Annotated in this window: 21 protein-coding genes and 1 pseudogene; 21 read left to right on the top strand and 1 reads right to left on the bottom strand. The window is 57.5% G+C overall.

Annotated elements, in window-relative coordinates:
• Positions 1 to 232: 232 nt before the first annotated feature.
• From ACTLLP_RS04940 to ACTLLP_RS04860, 17 genes and pseudogenes are all read left to right on the top strand, one after another.
• On the top strand, positions 233 to 1093 hold the full coding sequence (locus ACTLLP_RS04940) for a polyprenyl synthetase family protein (protein ID WP_441061427.1): 861 nt from the start codon (positions 233 to 235) through the stop codon (positions 1091 to 1093).
• A gap of 712 nt (positions 1094 to 1805) precedes the next feature.
• A complete protein-coding gene (locus tag ACTLLP_RS04935; RefSeq protein ID WP_441061425.1) occupies positions 1806 to 2408 on the top strand; it encodes a hypothetical protein in 603 nt (200 codons plus the stop codon).
• Positions 2386 to 4281 (top strand): 1-deoxy-D-xylulose-5-phosphate synthase, encoded by a 1896-nt coding sequence (gene dxs, locus ACTLLP_RS04930; protein WP_441061422.1) that lies wholly within the window; start codon positions 2386 to 2388, stop codon positions 4279 to 4281. Before ACTLLP_RS04935 ends, dxs begins: the two co-directional genes overlap by 23 nt.
• Positions 4278 to 5105: a TlyA family RNA methyltransferase gene (locus ACTLLP_RS04925; protein WP_441061419.1), complete on the top strand. Its 828-nt coding sequence runs from the start codon at positions 4278 to 4280 to the stop codon at positions 5103 to 5105. The genes dxs and ACTLLP_RS04925 overlap by 4 nt, the downstream gene beginning before the upstream one ends.
• The gene (locus ACTLLP_RS04920; protein ID WP_441061416.1) at positions 5102 to 5968 is read left to right on the top strand and encodes an NAD(+)/NADH kinase; all 867 of its coding nucleotides are present in this window, start codon (positions 5102 to 5104) and stop codon (positions 5966 to 5968) included. Before ACTLLP_RS04925 ends, ACTLLP_RS04920 begins: the two co-directional genes overlap by 4 nt.
• Before the next feature lie 11 nt (positions 5969 to 5979).
• Positions 5980 to 6438 carry an arginine repressor gene (argR, locus tag ACTLLP_RS04915; RefSeq protein WP_441061413.1) on the top strand — a complete coding sequence of 153 codons (459 nt, stop codon included), beginning with the start codon at positions 5980 to 5982 and terminating at the stop codon, positions 6436 to 6438.
• A gap of 8 nt (positions 6439 to 6446) precedes the next feature.
• Complete coding sequence (recN, locus tag ACTLLP_RS04910) at positions 6447 to 8129, top strand: DNA repair protein RecN (protein ID WP_441061410.1); 1683 nt, start codon at positions 6447 to 6449, stop codon at positions 8127 to 8129.
• Complete coding sequence (locus ACTLLP_RS04905; RefSeq protein WP_441061408.1) at positions 8107 to 8844, top strand: Rossmann-like domain-containing protein; 738 nt, start codon at positions 8107 to 8109, stop codon at positions 8842 to 8844. The genes recN and ACTLLP_RS04905 overlap by 23 nt, the downstream gene beginning before the upstream one ends.
• A gap of 204 nt (positions 8845 to 9048) precedes the next feature.
• Positions 9049 to 9219 carry a YrzR-like zinc ribbon domain gene (locus ACTLLP_RS04900; RefSeq protein ID WP_441061405.1) on the top strand — a complete coding sequence of 57 codons (171 nt, stop codon included), beginning with the start codon at positions 9049 to 9051 and terminating at the stop codon, positions 9217 to 9219.
• Positions 9220 to 9237: 18 nt separating this feature from the next.
• Positions 9238 to 9414 (top strand): hypothetical protein, encoded by a 177-nt coding sequence (locus ACTLLP_RS04895; protein ID WP_441061402.1) that lies wholly within the window; start codon positions 9238 to 9240, stop codon positions 9412 to 9414.
• Between the two features lie 204 nt (positions 9415 to 9618).
• On the top strand, positions 9619 to 10728 hold the full coding sequence (locus ACTLLP_RS04890) for a glycosyltransferase (protein WP_441061399.1): 1110 nt from the start codon (positions 9619 to 9621) through the stop codon (positions 10726 to 10728).
• Between the two features lie 36 nt (positions 10729 to 10764).
• Positions 10765 to 11067 (top strand): hypothetical protein, encoded by a 303-nt coding sequence (locus tag ACTLLP_RS04885; protein WP_441061397.1) that lies wholly within the window; start codon positions 10765 to 10767, stop codon positions 11065 to 11067.
• A gap of 58 nt (positions 11068 to 11125) precedes the next feature.
• Positions 11126 to 11377, top strand: a pseudogene (locus ACTLLP_RS04880) (NifB/NifX family molybdenum-iron cluster-binding protein); the annotation flags it as partial.
• 7 nt (positions 11378 to 11384) lie between these two features.
• Entirely contained in the window at positions 11385 to 11606 is a 222-nt protein-coding gene (locus ACTLLP_RS04875; RefSeq protein WP_441061783.1) for a hypothetical protein, read from the top strand.
• Entirely contained in the window at positions 11603 to 11986 is a 384-nt protein-coding gene (locus ACTLLP_RS04870; protein WP_441061394.1) for a NifB/NifX family molybdenum-iron cluster-binding protein, read from the top strand. The genes ACTLLP_RS04875 and ACTLLP_RS04870 overlap by 4 nt, the downstream gene beginning before the upstream one ends.
• Complete coding sequence (locus ACTLLP_RS04865; RefSeq protein ID WP_441061391.1) at positions 11983 to 12822, top strand: P-loop NTPase; 840 nt, start codon at positions 11983 to 11985, stop codon at positions 12820 to 12822. Before ACTLLP_RS04870 ends, ACTLLP_RS04865 begins: the two co-directional genes overlap by 4 nt.
• Positions 12819 to 13661 carry a nucleotide-binding protein gene (locus tag ACTLLP_RS04860; protein ID WP_441061389.1) on the top strand — a complete coding sequence of 281 codons (843 nt, stop codon included), beginning with the start codon at positions 12819 to 12821 and terminating at the stop codon, positions 13659 to 13661. Before ACTLLP_RS04865 ends, ACTLLP_RS04860 begins: the two co-directional genes overlap by 4 nt.
• A 58-nt stretch (positions 13662 to 13719) precedes the next feature.
• Here ACTLLP_RS04860 and ACTLLP_RS04855 read toward each other — a convergent pair whose 3' ends face one another.
• Positions 13720 to 14010 (bottom strand): DUF5320 family protein, encoded by a 291-nt coding sequence (locus ACTLLP_RS04855; RefSeq protein ID WP_441061386.1) that lies wholly within the window; start codon positions 14008 to 14010, stop codon positions 13720 to 13722.
• A 272-nt stretch (positions 14011 to 14282) separates the two neighbouring features.
• On the opposite strand from ACTLLP_RS04855, the gene ACTLLP_RS04850 reads away from it, so the two are divergent.
• The 4 genes from ACTLLP_RS04850 to gatC all read left to right on the top strand — a co-directional run bounded on the left by ACTLLP_RS04850 (position 14283) and on the right by gatC (position 19737).
• Positions 14283 to 16400 carry an ATP-dependent helicase gene (locus tag ACTLLP_RS04850; protein ID WP_441061384.1) on the top strand — a complete coding sequence of 706 codons (2118 nt, stop codon included), beginning with the start codon at positions 14283 to 14285 and terminating at the stop codon, positions 16398 to 16400.
• Positions 16397 to 17269 carry a lipid II flippase Amj family protein gene (locus ACTLLP_RS04845; RefSeq protein WP_441061381.1) on the top strand — a complete coding sequence of 291 codons (873 nt, stop codon included), beginning with the start codon at positions 16397 to 16399 and terminating at the stop codon, positions 17267 to 17269. Before ACTLLP_RS04850 ends, ACTLLP_RS04845 begins: the two co-directional genes overlap by 4 nt.
• 21 nt (positions 17270 to 17290) lie before the next feature.
• On the top strand, positions 17291 to 19342 hold the full coding sequence (ligA, locus tag ACTLLP_RS04840) for an NAD-dependent DNA ligase LigA (RefSeq protein WP_441061379.1): 2052 nt from the start codon (positions 17291 to 17293) through the stop codon (positions 19340 to 19342).
• Positions 19343 to 19455: 113 nt separating this feature from the next.
• Positions 19456 to 19737 (top strand): Asp-tRNA(Asn)/Glu-tRNA(Gln) amidotransferase subunit GatC, encoded by a 282-nt coding sequence (gene gatC / locus ACTLLP_RS04835; protein ID WP_441061376.1) that lies wholly within the window; start codon positions 19456 to 19458, stop codon positions 19735 to 19737.
• Positions 19738 to 19748: the final 11 nt, after the last annotated feature.

Below are 19748 nucleotides of genomic sequence, written 5' to 3'. Positions count from 1 at the left end.
CCGTAGCCTCCCTCCGCACCGGTCATGGCCATGACCGCTGTCAGACCTTCTTGGTCTGGCAGAGATCTGTTCGTGGCCACCTCGGACCCGGTTGTCATTATTATGCGAGTTCTTCCGGGGGATTATTCTTGCAAGGATTGAAATTTTGGTGCAGGCTTAAGGTCTTGCAAAGCGAAATTTTTAGAAATTCGGTTGACAACTTTATTTTATTGCTTGACAGGTGAGGCAGAATATGGATTTTACTAGTATGTTGGCCGAGAAAGCTCGCTTAATTGAAGCGGGACTCGATCGCTACCTACCGCCGGAGTTTGCTCCTCCGCTCCCTATTCACCAGTCTATGCGCTACAGCGTGTTGGGTGGGGGTAAACGCCTGCGGCCGGTGTTGATGCTGGGCGCGGCCGAAGCCGTGGGGGCCGAGGTGGCGGAGGATCTCCTGCTGGCCGCTTGCGGCATCGAACTCATCCACTGCTATTCCCTGGTGCACGACGATCTGCCAGCTATGGATAACGATGACTTCCGCCGGGGACGCCCTACCAACCACCGGGTTTTCGGTGAGGCCATTGCCATTTTGACTGGGGACGCTTTGCTCACTTTAGGCTTTGAGCTCTTGGCTCGGGCGGCCTTGCTGGCCCGGCAAGGGCCGGAAAAAGGTGTGCGCGCGCTGCTGGAAGTAGCCGAGGCTGCGGGTACCAGAGGTATGTTGGGTGGACAAGTTATGGATATACAGGGAGAAACAACTCCCGATCCCGTAGCGTTGCTGGAAGAGATACACCGCCGCAAGACCGGGGCGCTTTTTGTGGCTTCGGTGCGTGCTGGCGCCCTGCTAGGAGGAGCGGGGGAGGAAGAGCTTTCTGCTCTTACCACTTACGCCCAAGAACTGGGGCTGGCTTTCCAAATAACGGATGACCTTTTGGATGCTCCAGAGGAGCAACATCGCCATAAGTTCACCTATCCGGCAGTGCTGGGAGCGCAGGAGGCGCGCAAACGAGCATCTGCTTCGGTGCAAAAAGCTGTCTGCGCTTTAGATCCGCTGGGGCCAAGAGCTGATTTTTTGCGCCAGGCAGCCCACTTTGTGCTAGAGAGAAAATCTTAGAATTTGAGCCAACCCCCATAAATGTGCTATGATTACTTTGAAAGCTTTAATAGCTGTTAACCGGCAAGTGACGCAGTATCCTAGTTGGAACCGCTCCCCCGAGGGCGGGCCTAAAAACTCGCCGAAGGGCACATCGATGAAGCTTCTGGTGCTGGCTGCCGGCGCCCAGCCGGGGGCTGGTGCTGGGAGAGAAGGCGTCGGGGCGATCCACAACGGCATGTGGGCGTTGACCCTGGCGCCGTGGAGGCCCAAGTGCGTAGGGTAGGGCGGGCACCTGTAAACCTTATGGCTTGGGGTAAACCTGTGCGTGGTGATAAGCTGCGTACAGTGTAGCCTGCCTTGAGTGGGTGGGCGTGGAGGCAATTAGGGCGGGTTCCTTGGGGTGAGGGCCCCACCCGGGGTATAGTCCCGCCGCTGAAACTCCACCTGCAAAAGAGGCTAAGGGAGAGCCTGGTTCCATTGGGGAAAACCTCTAGGCTGTCCGGTCACAACCGGGGCATTGCGGGGATTAAAGTGCCGGCTTAGTGGCGATCCAGCTCTGGTTGGCGGCGACGCGCCAGGGATGTCCTTAAAGGGGAACCGCCGACGCGGCGACGGTCGGTGGACATCTGGGAAACCCTGCTGGACCTAAGAGGCAGCGTTTACTCGCAATGCTGTCACTTGCCTACGGACTTTTACTGCCGACCATTTTGGTGGGCTGGGGGCTGTATGATTGGGTACTAATCGCAAGAAAACTTCCTCCTATGCCCGCTATGTAGTTCTAGTCACGGTGGGTTCTTTTGGGGTTACGGCTCTGCTGGCAGCTGGAGCCGAGGCGATTTCGCGCCGATGGGAAGTCTGGTGGCTATTGACCAGCTTCCTTTTTTTAGTTTTATTTATCAACGTAGCCTTCGATATTGTGGGTTCAGCGGCTATGGCTGCTTCTCCCGCTCCCTTCAACGCTATGGCTGCCCGCCGGGTCTTTGGTGCTCGCGAAGCCCTGGATCTGGTGCGTAACGCCGATAAGGTGGCCAGTTTTGCTAACGATGTGGTGGGCGATATAATGGGCATAATGGCAGGAGCTCTGGGGGTAGCCCTGGTTTTGCAGATCACTACCAGTTGGTCGGAGTCTCCGGTCTCCTACCTGGAAGCTTTAGTCACTGCTTCCATCGCCTCGCTAACGGTGGCTGGCAAGGCGGTAGGTAAGCGGGTGGCCGCCACCCGTTCCGAAGAAGTTGTACTACTGGCAGGGAAAATAGTAGCGGGTGTTAAATGTGTTCTAAGGCGGAAAGCAGGAAAGGGGCGTGGCGGGTGTGGGCGTACTCGCGCGCGTTAACACTCCCGAAGATGTTAAGTCTTTAAGCTTAGCGGAGTTGACGGAACTGGCGGCAGAAATCCGCACTTTTTTAATTGATAACCTGGCTCATACCGGGGGGCATCTGGCTCCTAACCTGGGGGTAGTGGAGCTCACGTTAGCCTTGTACCGGGTCTTCGATTTCCCCCGGGATAAGCTCATCTGGGACGTGGGCCACCAAAGTTATGTTCATAAGATCATCACCGGGCGTAAAGATCGCTTTGCCACTCTGCGCCAGCTGGGGGGGATAAGCGGCTTCCCTTGCCGGGAGGAGAGTCCTTACGATGCTTTCGGCACCGGGCACGCCAGCACGGCGATTTCCGCCGCTCTGGGCATGGCCAAAGCGCGGGATCTGAGCAAGGACCGCTACGCGGTGGTGGCGGTGGTAGGCGACGGGGCCTTGACCGGGGGGATGGCTCTAGAAGCACTCAACCACGCCGGGCATTTGCGAACCGACCTGATCGTGGTGCTGAATGATAATGAGATGTCAATTTCTCCTAATGTGGGGGCTTTAGCCAATTACCTATCGCGGCTACGCAGTGATCGTGCCTACCGGCGGCTGCAAGAGGAACTGGAATCGCTGACTTCCAAATTGCCTCGCGTTGGCCCGCGGCTGCGGGACCTGGTTTTGCGGCTAAAGGGCAGCGTTAAGTATCTTATGATACCAGGTATGATCTTTGAGGAACTGGGTTTTACTTACCTGGGGCCAGTGGATGGCCACCATCTACCCACTTTGATCTCTCTTTTAGAGCGGGCGCGCTCGTTGCAGGGGCCGATACTGGTGCATGTGGTTACCAGGAAGGGTAAGGGATTCAAGCCGGCCGAGGCAGATCCTGACCTCTACCACGGGGTGGGTCCCTTTAATCCAGAGACGGGGGAGCTCTACTCCTCGCCTCGCCCCACTTACACTGAGGTTTTCGGGCGCACGCTGGTGCGTTTGGCGGAAGAAGACCCCCGGGTAGTGGCGATAACGGCGGCCATGCCTGCGGGTACAGGGCTCCGTCTTTTCTCCCAGCGCTATCCCCACCGCTTTTTCGATGTAGGAATAGCCGAGCAGCACGCGGTGACTTTCGCTGCCGGCTTGGCGGTAGCTGGATACCGCCCGGTGGTGGCTATTTATTCCACCTTTCTCCAACGCGCTTACGATCAAGTGATCCACGACGTTTGCCTGCAGCGCTTACCGGTGGTGCTGGCTCTGGACCGGGCTGGCATTGTGGGGGAGGACGGAGCTACCCATCAAGGGCTCTTTGACTTAGCTTATTTGCGCTGCATTCCCCATATCACGGTGATGGCACCGGCTGATGAGAACGAGCTCCAGCACATGCTCAAAACGGCCTTAGAGTTGGGAAGCCCTGTGGCCTTGCGCTATCCGCGAGGGGCAGGGGTGGGAGTGGAACTGGATAGCCAACTGATGCCTCTGCCGGTGGGGCGCGGGACGGTGTTGCGGGAGGGCAAAGAGGTGGCCTTGGTGGCTCTGGGAAACACAGTGGTACCAGCGCTACGGGCGGCGGAGGACCTGGCCTCCCGAGGAGTAAGCGCGGCGGTAATCAATGCCCGCTTTCTCAAACCCTTGGACGAAGATCTCCTCTTGCGCTACGCTCGGCTAACCCGCTGGGTGGTAACCATTGAAGAAGGAGTCTTGGCAGGGGGTTTCGGTAGTGCCGTCGCCGAGTGTTTTGCCGCTCACGGCCTGCGGGAGGTTAAGATCACGCGTCTGGGGATACCGGATACCTTCGTGGAACACGGCCGTCCGGAAGCTCTGCGGCGCAAGTACGGCCTCGACGCTCAAGGCATAGTGCAAGCGGTTATGAACAGCCGGCCCCTTTTGCGCATCACTTCCCGGCGGAATCCATGACCGGCAGGCGGCGGCTGGATATTTTTCTGGTGAAAGAAGGTTACTTCCTTACCCGGGAGCAAGCCCGGCGGGCGATCCGGGAGGGCCTGGTTTGGGTCAACGGCCATCGGGTGGAAAAACCCGGTAGAATGGTGGGCCCGGGGGACCAGGTAATGGTGCGAAGGGAAGCGGAGGAGGTTGCTTACGTTTCCCGGGGAGGCCGAAAACTGGAGCACGCTTTGCGCTACTTTGGCATCGATCTCGCCGGCCTGGTGGTTTTGGATGTGGGAGCTTCTACCGGTGGCTTTACCGATTGCGCGCTGCGGGCCGGAGCTCGAAAGGTTTATGCTGTGGACGTGGGCTACGGGCAGCTGGACTGGCGGCTGCGCCAGGACCCCCGGGTAGTAGTGTTGGAACGTACCAATATTCGCTACTTGGGCCCCGAAGCTTTGGGAGAACTAGCCGATTTCGCTACTATCGATGTCAGTTTTATCTCCCTAGCTTTGGTGCTTCCCGCTGTGGGACCTTTGTTGAAGCCCGAGGGGCGGGGGGTGGCCTTGATTAAACCCCAGTTCGAGGCGGGCCAAGCCAAGGTGGGGAAAAAGGGAGTGGTGCGCGATCCGGCGGTGCATGTGGAGGTATGTTATAAGGTGTTAGAGTTGGTGCGTCATCAGGGATGGGAGGTGCGGGGCCTTACTTTTTCTCCCATAAGGGGAGGGGAAGGTAATATCGAGTTCCTCCTTTATTTCAGCAAGCAATCCAACCTTCCTTGGTCGGGGAAGGTGGAAGCAGTAGTGGAGGAGGCCCACGCCTATTTCGCCGGGAAGGGTCGGAGAGAAGAGTGAAGCGGGTGGCCCTAATCTTCAACCCTTCTTTTGGCGAGCCAGCGCTTAAGTTAGTCCGCGAGTTTTTGTCTTATCTGGAGACCCGGGTAGAGGAAGTGTTGCTGATGGAGGGGCAAGCGCGTCTAGTGGGCCGTACGGGAGTGGGGCCGGAAGCCATGACCCGGGCGGAAATTCTTCTGTCATTAGGCGGGGATGGCACCTTGCTCTCTACGGTTCCCCTGGCTGGGCCGGTGGGGCTGCCAGTGCTAGGTATCAATCTGGGAAGACTGGGATTCCTCACCGAACTCGACGTGAACAACATGTATGCCGGCATGGAAGCGGTGCTGGCGGGTAAGTTCACGGTGGAGGAGCGAGTCTTGCTGGAAGGAGAATTGCAACGCCATGGCCGACTGATAAAGAAAGTAATATGCCTTAACGAGTGCGTGGTGGGCCGGGGGGCTCTGAGCCGCCCCTGTCGTCTAGAAGTGCGCGTCAGTGGGCATTATGCCTTTCGCTTTACTGGCGACGGCATTATAATTGCTACCCCTACCGGTTCTACCGCTTATTCCTTTTCCGCTGGCGGCCCGATCGTTGACCCCCGGGTGGAGGCCCTGTTGCTCACTCCTATCTGCCCGCACGCTTTTGTGCTACGTCCTTTCGTGGTGCCAGACTCGGCTCTGGTGGAAGTGGTTTTGCGAACCAGCGTGGCCGGTATGTGCCTCACTGTCGATGGTCACGAGGGAGTGCCGCTGATAGCTGGCGATTCCATCGCGGTAAGCCGGTACCACCGTCCTTTCAAATTAGTCCGCCTCACCCCCCGCAGCTTTTATAGCCTGGTGCGCGATAAACTCATCAGTCAAGGGCTGGAGGAATGTCTGCCTTAGGAGGTGGGTAATTGAAGCAGGCGCGGCAGCAGAAGATCATAGAGATCGTGAGGGAACGACCGGTGGCCAACCAACAGGAGCTGGTGGCCGCGTTGCGTGCCGCCGGCTTCCAGGTGACGCAGGCCACCGTGTCACGGGATCTGCGAGAGCTCCGCCTGGTTAAGGTTCCCACCGAGGGAGGGTGGCGCTATGCGTTGCCCGAGGACGAGATGCCGGGATCGGAGGAGAAATTGCGGCAACTGGTGCGTAGCGCAGTGGTGGGCTTGGAGGCAAGCGGCAATTTAGTAGTGGTAAAGACCCTGCCAGGAACGGCGCAGGGGGTAGCCTCGGCGGTGGATCGGGCACGTTGGCCCGAGGTTATCGGAACAGTTGCCGGGGACGATACCTTTATTGTAGTGGTGCGTTCCGGTAAGGGGCTGGCCCGGGCGGTCCGGTCCCGCCTGCATAACTTGGCCTTTGGAGAGAGGTAAGATTACCAATGCTGCTTCACCTGGAAATAAAAGATTTTACCCTAGTGGATCAATTGAAGCTGGAGTTTGGCCCTGGACTCAACGTGCTGACCGGGGAAACTGGCGCCGGTAAGTCGGCAGTGCTGGCGGCGCTCAGTTTCGCTCTGGGAGAGCGGACCACAGTCGATAATATACGCACTGGAGCGGAAAAAGCACTGGTGGAGGCGGTCTTTACTACAGAGCGCTGGCCGGCCAAGTTATCGGAAGTCGGTCTAGAACCAGAGGATTACCTGGTATTCCGCCGCGAATTCAACCGGCAAGGCAGGAGTTTGTGCCGCATAAATGGGCAGACTCTGCCCGTGGGGCTTTGCCGTCAGGTAGGAGAAGAACTGGTGGAATTTCTGGGGCAAGGAGAAGCGCGGGAACTTTATTCTTCCCCTTACCAGCAAAGCTTACTGGATGCTTTCGGCGGTTTAGAAAAGTTGGCGGGGGATCTTTATGGCCTTTATCAGGAATGGAGCGTGGTGAAGGGGCAATTGGCGCAGCTGGAGGAAGCGCAGAAAGAGCAATCCTGGCGTCGCGAGAACTTGCGTTACCAGGTGGAGGAGATCGAGCGCGCCGCCCTCCGTCCAGGCGAGGAAGAAGAGCTCTTAAAGGAAAGGGAATGGCGGCGTCGGTCCCTGGAACTGAGGGAGATGGTCCAGAGGGCTTACGATCTCCTGGTAGCCGAAGGGAGAGCGGTGGAGCAGGTGGAGGAAGCGGAGGCTTTGCTAGCCCGTCTGCTTTCTTTTCGCTCTGACCTGGAGCCTTACTTGCCCGAGATGCGGCGGGTAGCTTCCTTTCTCAAAGACCTGGCTGGGTATCTACGCCAGCTGATTGAAGAGTTGGAATCTGATCCCTTCCGCCTAGAGGAGGTAGAGGAGAGGCTGGGGGTGATCAGAAGGTTATCGCAGAAATACCGCATGGGAGTGGAGGAGCTCCTGGCCTTTCAACAATCGGCGCGGGAGGAATTGGCCCAGTTGGAGCACTCCCAAGACGAACTGGTTCAGCTGCGATCCCGGGAAAAGCTGCTGCGCCAGCAATGGCTAAAGCAAGCCAAGCAACTGCAAGCGCTGCGCGAAAAAGCGGCGCGGCATCTGGAGCGAGCTCTGCTGTCGCAGTTGTCCCGGATGGAGCTACGCCACGCGCGTTTTCAGGTGGTTTTTCACCCTCTGGCGGAAGAGCAGCCGCACGCTAGGGGGCTCACGGAGGTGGAATTCCTCTTTGCCCCTAACCCGGGAGAACCCCTCAAACCTTTCGCCCGCATTGCTTCCGGGGGAGAAGCGGCTCGCACCCTCCTGGCGCTTAAAACCTTGGTAGCGGGGGATCGGGGCAAGACCTTGTGTCTGGATGAAGTAGAGGCGGGGATAGGGGGGAAAGCTCTGGAAGCGGTGGCCGAAAACTTGAGCGTGCTGGCTCGCAACTACCAATTGCTTTGCGTTACCCACCAGGCGGTGATCGCGGCACGGGCCGACCGGCACTATCTGATTTGGAAAGAGGTGGAGCGCGAGAGGACGCATATCCGCGCCGACTCGCTAGAGGGGCAGGCTCGGGTAAAAGAGCTGGCCCGCCTTATCGGAGGGTCGAGGGAGACGGCGGAGGTGCACGCCTGCCGCCTGCTCAGAGGGCGTGGTGAAGGAGGAGCGCGCAGTGGAGCCAAAGGAAATTTATGACTCAATCCGCCAGCGGGCGCGGGAACTGGCAGATCAAGCCGGCCTGCTGGATTGCCCCGTCGAGTTGCTAGCCCGGGTGCTAAGTCCGGAGGAGGCCATAGGCCAGCCGGGGCGTTCCGATTTTCCATTGCAGAGGGGCAAGGAAAAATTGATGGAAGCTTACCTGCTGGGGGCGCGGGGGCAAGCTTTCACCGATCAGCCGGGCAATTACCGCGGCTTGCTCGGGGAAGTTCTGGAAATTTCTCCTACCAACAATTATGAGCGGGCGGTACTGGTGGCTACTGTCAACGCTCTCATGCGATATATAGGGCGGGCTGAGCACACAATACACTGTCGTGACGAGGGACCGCAGCAGTGCGCCAAGGCTTTGATCGGTTATCTGGAAAAGCGCTTCGGAAGGCCGCGGATCGGCGTGGTAGGCTTGCAGCCGGCTCTGGTAGAAGCGTGCGCGCGCCTTTTCCCGGTGCGGGTACTAGATTTGGATCCCGACAACATCGGTAAAATGAAATTTGGCGTGCTTATTGAAGACGGGAGCGGAGATATAGCCTCTTTCCGGCAGTGGGCCGAAGTGTTGCTGGTAACTGGCAGCACCCTTACTAACGGTACAATTGCCGCGTGGCTTAACGCCTCGTGCCCCACTTTGTTTTACGGTACCACCGTGGCCGGAGCTGCGGTTTTGCTGGGTTTGGAACGTTTCTGCCCTGCCAGTTCTTGAACTGTACTGAGGGGACTGCTTGGTGGCCCCATATAGTTTCTTGCGACGCGCCTTGTTAAGTGGAAATATATAGAAACTAAAGCGAGTCCCTTATCCCCTGCTTTTCCCTCCGCACATGTCTATTTAATGCCCATTTCCCTGCAAGATTTCACTTCGGATGAGACACACTATAGGCGCAGAGAAAAATGGAGGTGTGGAACTCCCATGCAATGTCCGGTTTGCGGCGGCAAGGCGGTGGGCAAGATCGGGAGCCACCACTATTACTGTAGGGATTGCTGCATCGAGTACCGTATCGAGCGGGAAGGGGTGCAAGTCTTTGAAATTGATGAGGAGGGAATGCTGGCAAGACTTGACCCGGCGCAGATAAGGCTGTAGCTTGGAGGGTGAGGTAAATTGACCTTCTGGCGTGGGCTGGTTACCGGGGGAATAATTGGTCTGGTAGCGGGAGCTTTGCTTCTCCCGGAGATGGGCAACGACCGCTTTCCCCGCCAGCGCTTTAAAACCCGGCGCCTGGATCGAGTGCAGCGCATGGCGCGTGGGGTAGCTCGGCTGGCGGAGTTGCTGCGCTAAGAGGATGCTGTGAGTGTTTAGTGGGTGCGCGGAGTTTTTCGGTCCGGCGCCCTTTTTCTCTTGGCTTTTGCTTTCTGTAGGGGTTATTTTGTATGGTGAAGAAGCGTCCAATACAAGAGGTGAGTTATAATCGAAATTTTAGTTACACTGGCTTTGCCCCCGTATGACTGGGAAGAATGCTCGGTCACGGATACCATGCGTTTCATGACCCGCCACTGGAGCGGTTTCGGCACCAAGGTGTTCCTCAACCCTCCTCCTTCGGGCCGTCAGGCGCTGCTCAGAGGCAAGGCCTGGTGTTTATCCTGGACATTTCAGCGCTGCGAAGAAATATGGGTGGCCACGCCCCCCTTGGGATTTATACCTCTATCTGCTTCGTGGGGAAGATTTAAGCTCGCTTATTCCCTCCGCACCCTCGCTTTCTCCCTGCGTCGCCTTCTCGGTGCTAATTGGGAGCAACGGGTCGTCCTTTACCTCCCTTCGGGAGCGGCCTTTTGGGGGGCTAAAGTTGCGCGGCTCTTTCGCCCCCGGACTCTGGTCTTAGAGGTGCTGGACGATAATCTTAGCTTTCCTGGCCAGCAAGGGCGAGCTCTAGAGGACGCCTTTGCTTTCTTGCTTTCTCGCGCCACTCTGGTGACCGCGGTTTCCCAGGTTTTGGTGGAGAAGCTTCAGGAGCTTTTCGGCGTGACCGCTTGCTATCTCCCTAACGGGGTGGAGGTGGGTAAATTCGCTCCCGATCCTGCTTACGCCGAACCCTGGCCGGAACTCGCTTCTTGTTCCCGACCGCGGTTGGGCTTTGTGGGTACTCTAACTGATTGGATTGATTACTCACTTTTGCTGGAATTGGCCCATCGCTTGGAAGAAGGGAGCGTAGTTCTGGCAGGGCCGGTGGTACCCGAGGTGATGCGTACCGATCAGTGGCAGGCGTTGAAGCGGCACCCCCGCGTTTTCTGGCTGGGTCCTGTCCCCTACAACAGAGTCCCTCACCTGCTGCATCAACTCGATCTCCTGCTCCTTCCACGTAATTATCTGCCCCATTCTCTAGCTTGCGATCCTCTGAAACTTTACGAATACATGGCTACCGGCAAACCGGTGCTCACCACCGATCTGCCAACCGCTCGGCGCTTTGACAACTTGATCTACGTGGCGCGCGAGCAGGAAGAATTCATTGCCTTGGCGCAACGGGTTTGGCGCCATTGGACACCCGAGCGCGCTATGGCTTTGCGCCGGGAGGCGGCGGAGTTCTCCTGGGAGCGGCGGGCTGAGAGATTGCAGGCTTACCTGCTGCGTTGCACCGCCGGCAATAGCAATTCATAAATTGGAAAATAAATACATTATTCGAGGAAAAAAGAGATGCCGATCGGCCTTGCGGGAGGGAATACTTTACCCAGGGGAGTGCGCGAAGGGGTCATCGATGCCCTCGCCATCTTTTTCTTTTTGTTTGGTGAGCGCCTGGGCCGGGAAGAAAGGGTGCCTACTGCTTTGGAGTTACGCCACGCGCTGGAGGACGCTGGTGTATCTTTCGCCGTGGATATGGTGCTTTACGCACCCCCTCACCGGCCACTTAATGTCTTCATCATGACGATCATTGACGCCTTTCTTACCGGGCTGGCAGCTGGGGTGATGCACAGGTACCGCGAGAAAAGAAGTAGTTGACATATGCCCATAATCGGGATATGCTAAGAGCTAGCCAGTCTTCGAGAGGAGGAAGAAAGTGAAGATCGCTGTATCGGCAAGTGGACAAGGACCGGAAGCTCTGGTGGATCCTCGTTTCGGGCGTTGCCCTTTTTTTGTCATTTACGACACCGATAGCGATAGTTATCAGACCCTGCCTAATCCAGCTCAGGCAGTTGGAGGGGGAGCCGGTATCCAAGCTGCCCAAACCGTGGTGGCGCAGGGAGCAAGTGTGGTGATTACCGGCAACCTCGGGCCCAACGCTTATCAGGTTCTGGCAGCGGCGGGCGTAAAGTGCTATGTTGGCGCTGGAGGTTCGGTGCGAGAGGCGGTGGAAGCTTTCCGTCAAGGTAAGCTTCCTTCAGCCGGAGCTCCCACCGCTCCTCCCCACGCTGGTTGGGGTGCTGGCGGTGGCGGCGGACGCGGTGCTGGCGGCGGCGGACGCGGTGCTGGCGGCGGCGGACGCGGTGCTGGCGGCGGCGGACGCGGTGGACAAGGTCGTGGGGGGTGGTAGATCATGAAAATTCTGCTTGCTCTTGACGGAGATCGGGTGGCGGCACATTTCGGCCATGCACCTGCCTTCATGGTAGCTGAAATTGAAGCGGGTGAAGTGAAGAGTAAGGAGCTACTTCCTAATCCTGGACATCGGCCGGGCTTTCTACCAGCGCATTTTTCCCGGCTGGGGATAAGCTGCGTGATAGCTGGAGGTATGGGACCTCGTGCGCAAGAGCTTTTCCAGGCTCACGGAATAACTCCGATTGTGGGCGTGCAGGGCGCAGTAGACGAGGTACTTAAAGCTTTCGTTAGAGGAGAGTTGGTTTCCGGTCCCTCGATGTGCGAGCACGGGCAGGGAGATTCGCACCACGGCTGCGGAGGGCACTGCGGGGGGCATTCGTCTTGATTCTAGCGGTGGCCAGTGGTAAGGGCGGAGTGGGGAAGACCACCGTAGCAGTTAACCTGGCCTTGGCGGCCGATGAGGAACTGACTTTAATGGACGCTGACGTGGAAGAGCCTAACTCGCACTTACTGCTAAAGCCGGTGATAGAGAATGAAATACCGGTGCCTCTGATGGTACCGGTATTTCATCGTGACCGCTGTACCGGTTGTGGCCGGTGCGTGGAAGTGTGCGCCTACCATGCCCTGGCTCTCATTGAGCGCGAGGTTTTGATTTTCGATAAGCTATGTCACGCTTGCGGTGGCTGCGTTTACTTTTGTCCAGAAACGGCTTTAACCGAGGGAGAACGCACGATAGGATGGCTGCGGGAGGGTCATGCTGGTCAGATTCGTTTCCTGCAAGGTGAAATAGTCGTGGGAGAGGCTTTGGCTGTTCCCGTCATCAAGGCTCTGCGATCGCGGCGAGGGAAAAATTTAACCCTCATCGATTGTCCCCCGGGCACTTCCTGTCCGGTGATCCAGGCGGTGAGGGGAGCCGATTATTGCCTGGTAGTCACCGAGCCCACTCCCTTTGGCTATCACGATCTACGCTTGCTTGTGGAAATGCTGAAGGTCTTGGAGGTTCCTGCCGGAGTGATTATTAACCGCGCCGATCTGGGTGATGACGAGGTCGAGGCCTATTGCCGCCAGGAGAACCTGCCAGTGTTACTTAAAATTCCTTTTGATCCGGAAATTGCCCATTCCTTCGCCGCCGGCACTCCCCTAGTGACCCAATCGCCTCGGTGGCGCCAGATTTTCGCCGAACTCTGGCGAAAGCTCAAGCAGGAGGCGGTTAAAGCATGAAAGAGATCGTGGTGCTGAGCGGTAAGGGAGGAACAGGGAAGACTACGCTAACGGGGGTTTCGGCCACTCTGGGCGAAAGGTTGGTTTTGGCCGACGCCGATGTGGATGCTTCTAACCTTCCCATTATCCTCAACCCGGTGAAAGAGTACGAAGAACCTTTTTACGGGACGCAGCAACCGGTAGTGGATCAGGAAAAGTGTACCCGCTGTGGGACTTGCACCGCTTTGTGCCGCTTTGATGCCATCGATTATGGGGTGGTTGACGAGCTCAATTGCGAAGGGTGCGGCGTTTGCTACCACGGTTGCCCGGAGAAAGCCATAGTGATGGAGCCGATTTTAAGCGGCCACCTCTATCGCGGCCGCACTCCTTATGGCCCCTTTGTCTGGGCAGAACTGGGAATCGCCCAGGAAGCTTCTGGCAAGCTGGTTGCCAGGGTTAAAGAAGTAGCGCGGGAAATCGCCGCTCAGGAAGATAGGTTGTTAGTGGTGGATGGTCCACCCGGCATTGGTTGCCCGGCCATCGCCTCGATATCCGGTGTTAACCTGGTGCTGGCGGTTACCGAGCCTACCATAGCCGGTAAGCACGATCTGGAAAGACTGGTGGCTCTGTCTAACCATTTCCGCGTTCCCATCGGAGTATGCTTGAACAAGGCCACCCTGGACGAAGAGACGGCTGACGGCATCGAACGTTTTTGCCACGAGCGCGGGATTGAATTTCTGGGGCGCATCCCCTTCGCTCGCGAGGTGGTGCGAGCTCTGACCCAGAGGCAGCCCATCACTGAGGGAGAAGCGGCTGCCGCCATGCGAAAGGTATGGGAGCGAGCTTTAAATTTGCTCTAGTGAAGTCGAAAGGATGAAGGGGCCGCTGATCTGGCGGCCCCTTCGCTTGTAAGCCGTGCTATCCTTCTTGTTCCTGCTGTTTTTCCAGTTCTTGCAGGCGCTGCTCCAGCAGCTGCAGTTGCTGGCGTAGAAAATCGGCTTCTTGCCTTAGAAATTCGGCCTCGGCCGGTGCGGCGGGCCCGTAGAAAGGTGCAGCTGCTCCCGCACCCCAACCAGGCAGGGCCCACCAGCGGCGGGGAAGCCAAGGATAGAAGCGGCAACGTCCGCCACCCCACCAGCCATAGCCGCGACCCCAACCGGCACCGTAGCCACCGCCCCAGCGCCTTCCGTAGCCATAACCCCACGGCATAACTGCCTCGCCTCCTTGGGCATGGTATTGAGCATATGCTCAATACCATTATAACCCGGAAGTTTTGAATGGGCAAGCCAATTTAGCAGAAAGCTTGTTAGCAGAGCGGGGGAGTGCGAGGGGGAAGTCGCTCTCCCCAGATTCATGAGGATACACGGCCTTCCTCATTCATTCGGGGAAGGATGTTGCCTTAGAGCCAAAAAAAGACTTGAAGTTGGGTATCGGGTGTTCGGTAAAATGGGAAAGGGAAAAGCACAGGGGAGAAGTAACTTATGGAATGGCTCGAAGAACTTAATCCCGAGCAGCGAGCAGCAGTGGAGCACGGAGAGGGCCCACTCCTGCTTTTGGCTGGGGCTGGAAGCGGCAAGACGCGGGTCCTCACCTATCGCATTGCCTACCTGATTACCCGCCGGGGTGTATCGGCGGGGAGTGTGCTGGCCCTAACCTTCACCAACAAGGCGGCGCAGGAGATGCGCGAGCGCTTGGGACAGCTTCTGCCTTGGGCGGCGGGGGATCTTTGGGTAATGACCTTCCACGCTGCAGGTACCCGGATCTTACGCCAGGAAATTCAGCATCTGGGACGCAGCCGAGACTTTACCATTTATGATGAGGACGACCGACGGGCGCTGGTGCGCGAATGCTTGCGTGAACTCAATTTGGACGAGCAGCGTTTTCCTCCCACTGGCGTGGTCGCGGCCATATCTTGGGCCAAAAATTGGTTAGTCACGCCGGAAGCCATGGCTCAGACTGCACAAAGCGCTTACGAGGAGAAGGTGGCGCAGGTCTTTGCTTACTACCAGCGGAAGTTAGAGCACTACCAGGCACTGGATTTTGACGACTTGCTGGTGGAAGCGGTCCGACTTTTCCGCGAGCACCCCAAAGTGTTGAGTCGCTGGCAACAGCGTTTTCGCTACCTTCTGGTAGATGAGTACCAAGATACCAATCACGCCCAGTACGTGTGGCTCCACCTGTTGGCCCAGGGGCATCGCAATCTCACGGTGGTGGGTGATCCCGATCAAGCCATATACGGCTGGCGAGGAGCGGACATCCGCAATATTCTTTCCTTTGAGCGCGATTATCCTGAGGCGCGGGTAATCAAGCTGGAAAGAAACTACCGTTCCACCGCCCCCATCTTGGCCTTGGCCGACGCGGTGATCCAGCATAATGAGTGGCGTAAAGAGAAGTGCCTCCGCCCGGTTAAGCTGGAAGGGGAGCTCCCAGTATTGCATGTGGCCGGTGACGAACTAGGAGAAGCTAATTATGTGGCTGACACCATCAAGCGATTGCGGGAGCAGGGCTACGCTTGGCGCGATTTTGCCGTGCTTTACCGTACCAACGCCCAGTCTAGGGTGCTGGAAGAAGTTTTCCTGATAGCAGGCATCCCTTATTTCATCGTAGGGGGATTACAGTTCTACGCCCGCAAGGAAGTTAAGGATATGCTAGCTTATCTGCGTTTGCTGGTTCAGCCAGCGGATGCTTTGAGCCTGAAGCGGGTTATTAACGTTCCAGCGCGAGGAGTGGGAGAGGGTTATTACCGCCGCCTGCTGGCTTTTGCCTCCGCGCAGGGAATAACCCCGATCCAGGCCCTATTGGAGGTGGAGGCCGTGCCGAGCCTTCCCCGCAAGGTCAAGGAAAAAGTTAGGGAGTTGGGGGAGTTACTGGCCGAGTTGGGGGAGCGGACAGAGGGACCGGTCAAGCCTTTGCTAGAGGAGGTGCTCAGCCGCACTGGATACCGCGCGGCGCTGCTGCAGGAGGGAACGCCGGAGGCCCTAGCCCGTCTGGAGAACCTGGAAGAACTTCTCTCGGTGGCTTGGGAGTACGACCGGGAGGAGGGAGGGGATCTGACCGATTTTCTGGCTTCGGTGGCTTTATTTACCGAAGTGGATCGCTACGACCCGGATAAGGATGCTGTGGCCCTTATGACCCTCCACAGCGCCAAAGGTCTGGAATTCCCAGTGCTTTTTCTCACGGGAATGGAGGAGGGACTTTTCCCCCATTATCGCTGCTTGGAGGATCGAACGGCATTGGAGGAAGAGAGACGCCTTTGCTATGTGGGAATTACCCGGGCGCGGGAGCGCCTATATCTGGTGCGTAGCACCGTCCGCCGCCTCTACGGGGATTTACGCGCTAATCCGCCCTCTCGCTTCCTGGAAGAGATCCCAGCGGAGCTCTATCGTCTTTCTTGCGCCGAGGGAGAAGAGGGGGAGGCCTCGGATTGGGAGCTGTTTTCTCCTGGGGATTGGGTGCGCCATCGCAAGTGGGGAGAGGGGCGCGTGCTGGAGGTCAAAGGTGGAGGAGAGGACAAGCAATTAGTGGTTAGTTTTCCCGCCGCAGGAGTCAAAACCTTGCTTCTGGCTTACGCGCCGGTGGAAAGGCTGGTCAAGCCGTGACCGTAAGCCTGATTCTGGTACTGGTGCTCACTGCTCTCATCCACCTCATCAACACGCTCATTTACAGCGCTCGTTGGGCCGGGGTCAAAACGGGGCGGTTGGCCACCGCCTACTCTCTCTTCAATATCATTTTTCTTATTGCCAGCACAGCTAATACCGTGCAGGCACCTCTGCTATCTTCTCTGGTAGAGCGCACCATTAACCAGGGTCTGGCTGCTTTGGGCAGCCACCTCCCCGACGATCTGTTGCTGCAAATGCCCGTTTACCAGCACGAGCTCCATTTGCTGGAGCACCAAATTCGCTGGGTTATTCTGTCGGCTACTCTCGGAACGGTTGTTGGAGGGGTACTGCTACCTCCTTTCGTCCGTCTATTCTCCCGCACCATTTTGCTGTTTGAAGAAGTGGGTTCGGTTCCCCGCCTCTTCTTTCTGGCCTTGTCGCCTCGCCGCTTTTGGAACGCCCTTAAGGTCATGCGTCCGGCTTCTCCGGGATCATTGCGTCGGGTTATGGCACATAAGCTGGGTTTACCCAAGGGCTTTCTTCTGCTCAATATATTTATCAGTGGGATTTATACCACCGGCGTGCTTTCGGCTCTTTACGCCGGAGCTCTCTTTCCCCATTACCGCACCACCGCCACCCTGCTTTCGCCCATCGTTAATGGGGTGGCCACAGTGTTGCTAGCCATGGTGGTGGATCCCACCGCAGCGGTTATAACCGACCAGGCGTTACAAGGCAAGAGGGAGGAGAAGGATGTGCGGCAGATGGTGGCCTACCTGGCTATCACCCGTTTTTTGGGAACCATTCTGGCCCAGTTGCTTTTCGTCCCATCGGCCTGGCTTATCCGGGCTGTGGCTGAGCTCTTAGTCTAAAGCCTATCGGAGGTGGAGAGGGTGGAGGAAAAGGAGCGCTGGTTGCGAGCAGCTCGCCAGCTTTCCCGGGAAGAGGCCCAGCGGCGCGCGGAGCAGCTGCGCAAGGAGATCGCTTACCACGATTACCGCTATTATGTGCTCGATGCCCCGGTTATTTCCGATGCCGAATACGACCGGCTTATGCTAGAGCTCCAGGCCATAGAAGAGGTTTTCCCCGAGCTGGTTACTCCCAACTCTCCCACCCAGCGGGTGGGAGGAGCGCCCCGCGAGGGGTTTCCCACCGTGCGCCACTTAGTGCCTATGTTAAGTCTAGCTAACGCCTTCGATGTTTCGGACCTCTACGACTTTGATCGCCGGGTGAAGGAGGCCCTGCCGGGAGAAAAAGTGGAATACGTGGTAGAACCTAAAATCGATGGTCTGGCCGTTTCCCTGCTCTACCGCAGGGGCGAGTTCGTGCAAGGAGCTACCCGGGGAGACGGGGAAGTGGGCGAGGATGTGACTCCCAACCTACGCACTATTCGCAGCATTCCGCTGTACCTTTTGCAGGACGCTCCTGACTTGATAGAGGTGCGGGGAGAAGCCTTCATGTCGAAGGAGGCCTTCGCCAAGCTTAACGAGCGGCGTGAGGAGGCGGGAGAGCCTCCCTTCGCTAATCCGCGCAATGCCGCAGCGGGCAGCATAAGGCAACTCGATCCCAAAGTGACAGCTGGCCGGAAACTTGACTTTTTCGCTTATGCTGTCGCGCACTACGAGGGTATAAGCTTTACCACCCACTGGGAAGTGCTAGAATGGCTGTCGCGGCAGGGTTTCCGTGTGAATCAGCACCGTCTTTTCTCCACTATCGAGCAGGTGGTGGAGCATATCCAGGGCTGGCAAAGCCGCCGATTTGAGCTCCCCTATGCTATCGATGGGATGGTGGTGAAGGTTAATTCTCTGGATCAGCAAGAGCGTTTGGGCAGCACTATGAAAAGCCCGCGCTGGGCGGTGGCCTATAAATTCCCGCCCGAAGAGGCCGTTACCAAGCTGCGGCGCATCGAGGTCAGTGTGGGACGGACGGGGGTGCTCACCCCGGTAGCCGTTTTTGATCCGGTGCAGATAGCAGGGACCACGGTTTCCCGTGCCACTTTGCACAACGAGGATATGATCCGGGAACGTGATATCCGGGTGGGCGATTATATTGTGGTCCATAAGGCGGGGGACGTGATCCCGGAAGTGGTGCGTTCACTGCCAGAGAGGCGCACGGGCGAAGAGCAAGTTTTTCACATGCCCACTCACTGCCCGGTTTGCGGGGCCAAAACCGTGCGTGAGGAAGGAGAAGTGGCCCTGCGTTGTCCCAATATTTCCTGCCCTGCCCGCTTAAAGGAGAGTCTCTATCACTTTGCCTCCCGCAACGCTATGGATATCCGAGGCTTGGGGAAAGTTCTGGTAGAGCAGCTGGTGGATCGGGGTTTAGTGCGTAGCGTAGCCGACATCTATTACTTGACCGAAGCGCAACTCCTCAGTCTTAACCGGATGGGGCCTAAATCGGTGGCCAACCTATTGCGAGAGATCGAGGAAAGCAAAAACCGGGAGTTACACCGCTTGCTTTTCGGCCTCGGCATCCGTCACGTGGGGGAAAGGGCGGCTAAGCTCCTAGTGGAGCGCTTTGGCAGCTTGGACCGCTTAGCTCAGGCCACCGAGGAGGAATTGACTGCTATCCCGGAGATAGGCCCCAAAATTGCCGCTAGCGTCCGCAACTTTTTCAATGAACCGCGCAACCTGGAGGTCATCGAGCGGCTGCGCCAGGCCGGGCTGTCTCTGGAGAGCCGGGTTCCGGCGATGGGACAAGGACCGCTGGCTGGCAAAACCTTCGTTCTCACCGGTGCGCTTAAGAGCTTGACTCGGGAAGAAGCGAAGGCCATTATTGAGCGTTTAGGCGGTAGGGTGGCCTCCAGCGTGAGCCAGCGCACTGATTACGTGGTGGTGGGTGAGAACCCGGGCTCGAAGTACGACCGAGCTCGGGAACTGGGAGTACCCTTGCTGGACGAAGAAGCTTTTCGGCAGCTGTTGGAGCGGGTACAAAAAGGATCGTAGATGCCGGTTAGGGCGCAGAAAAGGCTTTACCTGCTCGGCAGCGAATAGAGCCAGCTTGTTACGGTGGCGAGCCATCTGATATAATCTCCACAAGTTTTGGGGGGTGAAAATTCGTGCTCTCGCGCGCAGAGGTGGAACAGGTGGCGGCTCTGGCCCGCCTGGAGCTCGATGGCGAAGAGAAAGAACGTTTGGCCCATGACTTGGGCAAGATTCTCGAATACGTTAGCAGCTTGCAAGAACTCTCTACCGAGGAGGTTCCCCCATTGGTGCATGTAATCCCACTTCAAAACGTGTGGCGGGAAGACCAGGTGGAGGAGCATATGGAGATCGAAGAGATTTTGTCTAGGGCCCCTGACCGGGAAGATCGCTATTTCCGTGTTCCCCGGGTAGTATAGGTTAGAAAAAG

Source organism: Desulfothermobacter acidiphilus (genome assembly GCF_052073645.1).
Classification (GTDB): domain Bacteria; phylum Bacillota; class Desulfotomaculia; order Desulfotomaculales; family Ammonificaceae; genus Desulfothermobacter; species Desulfothermobacter acidiphilus.
This window is presented reverse-complemented; position numbering and strand designations above follow the sequence as displayed.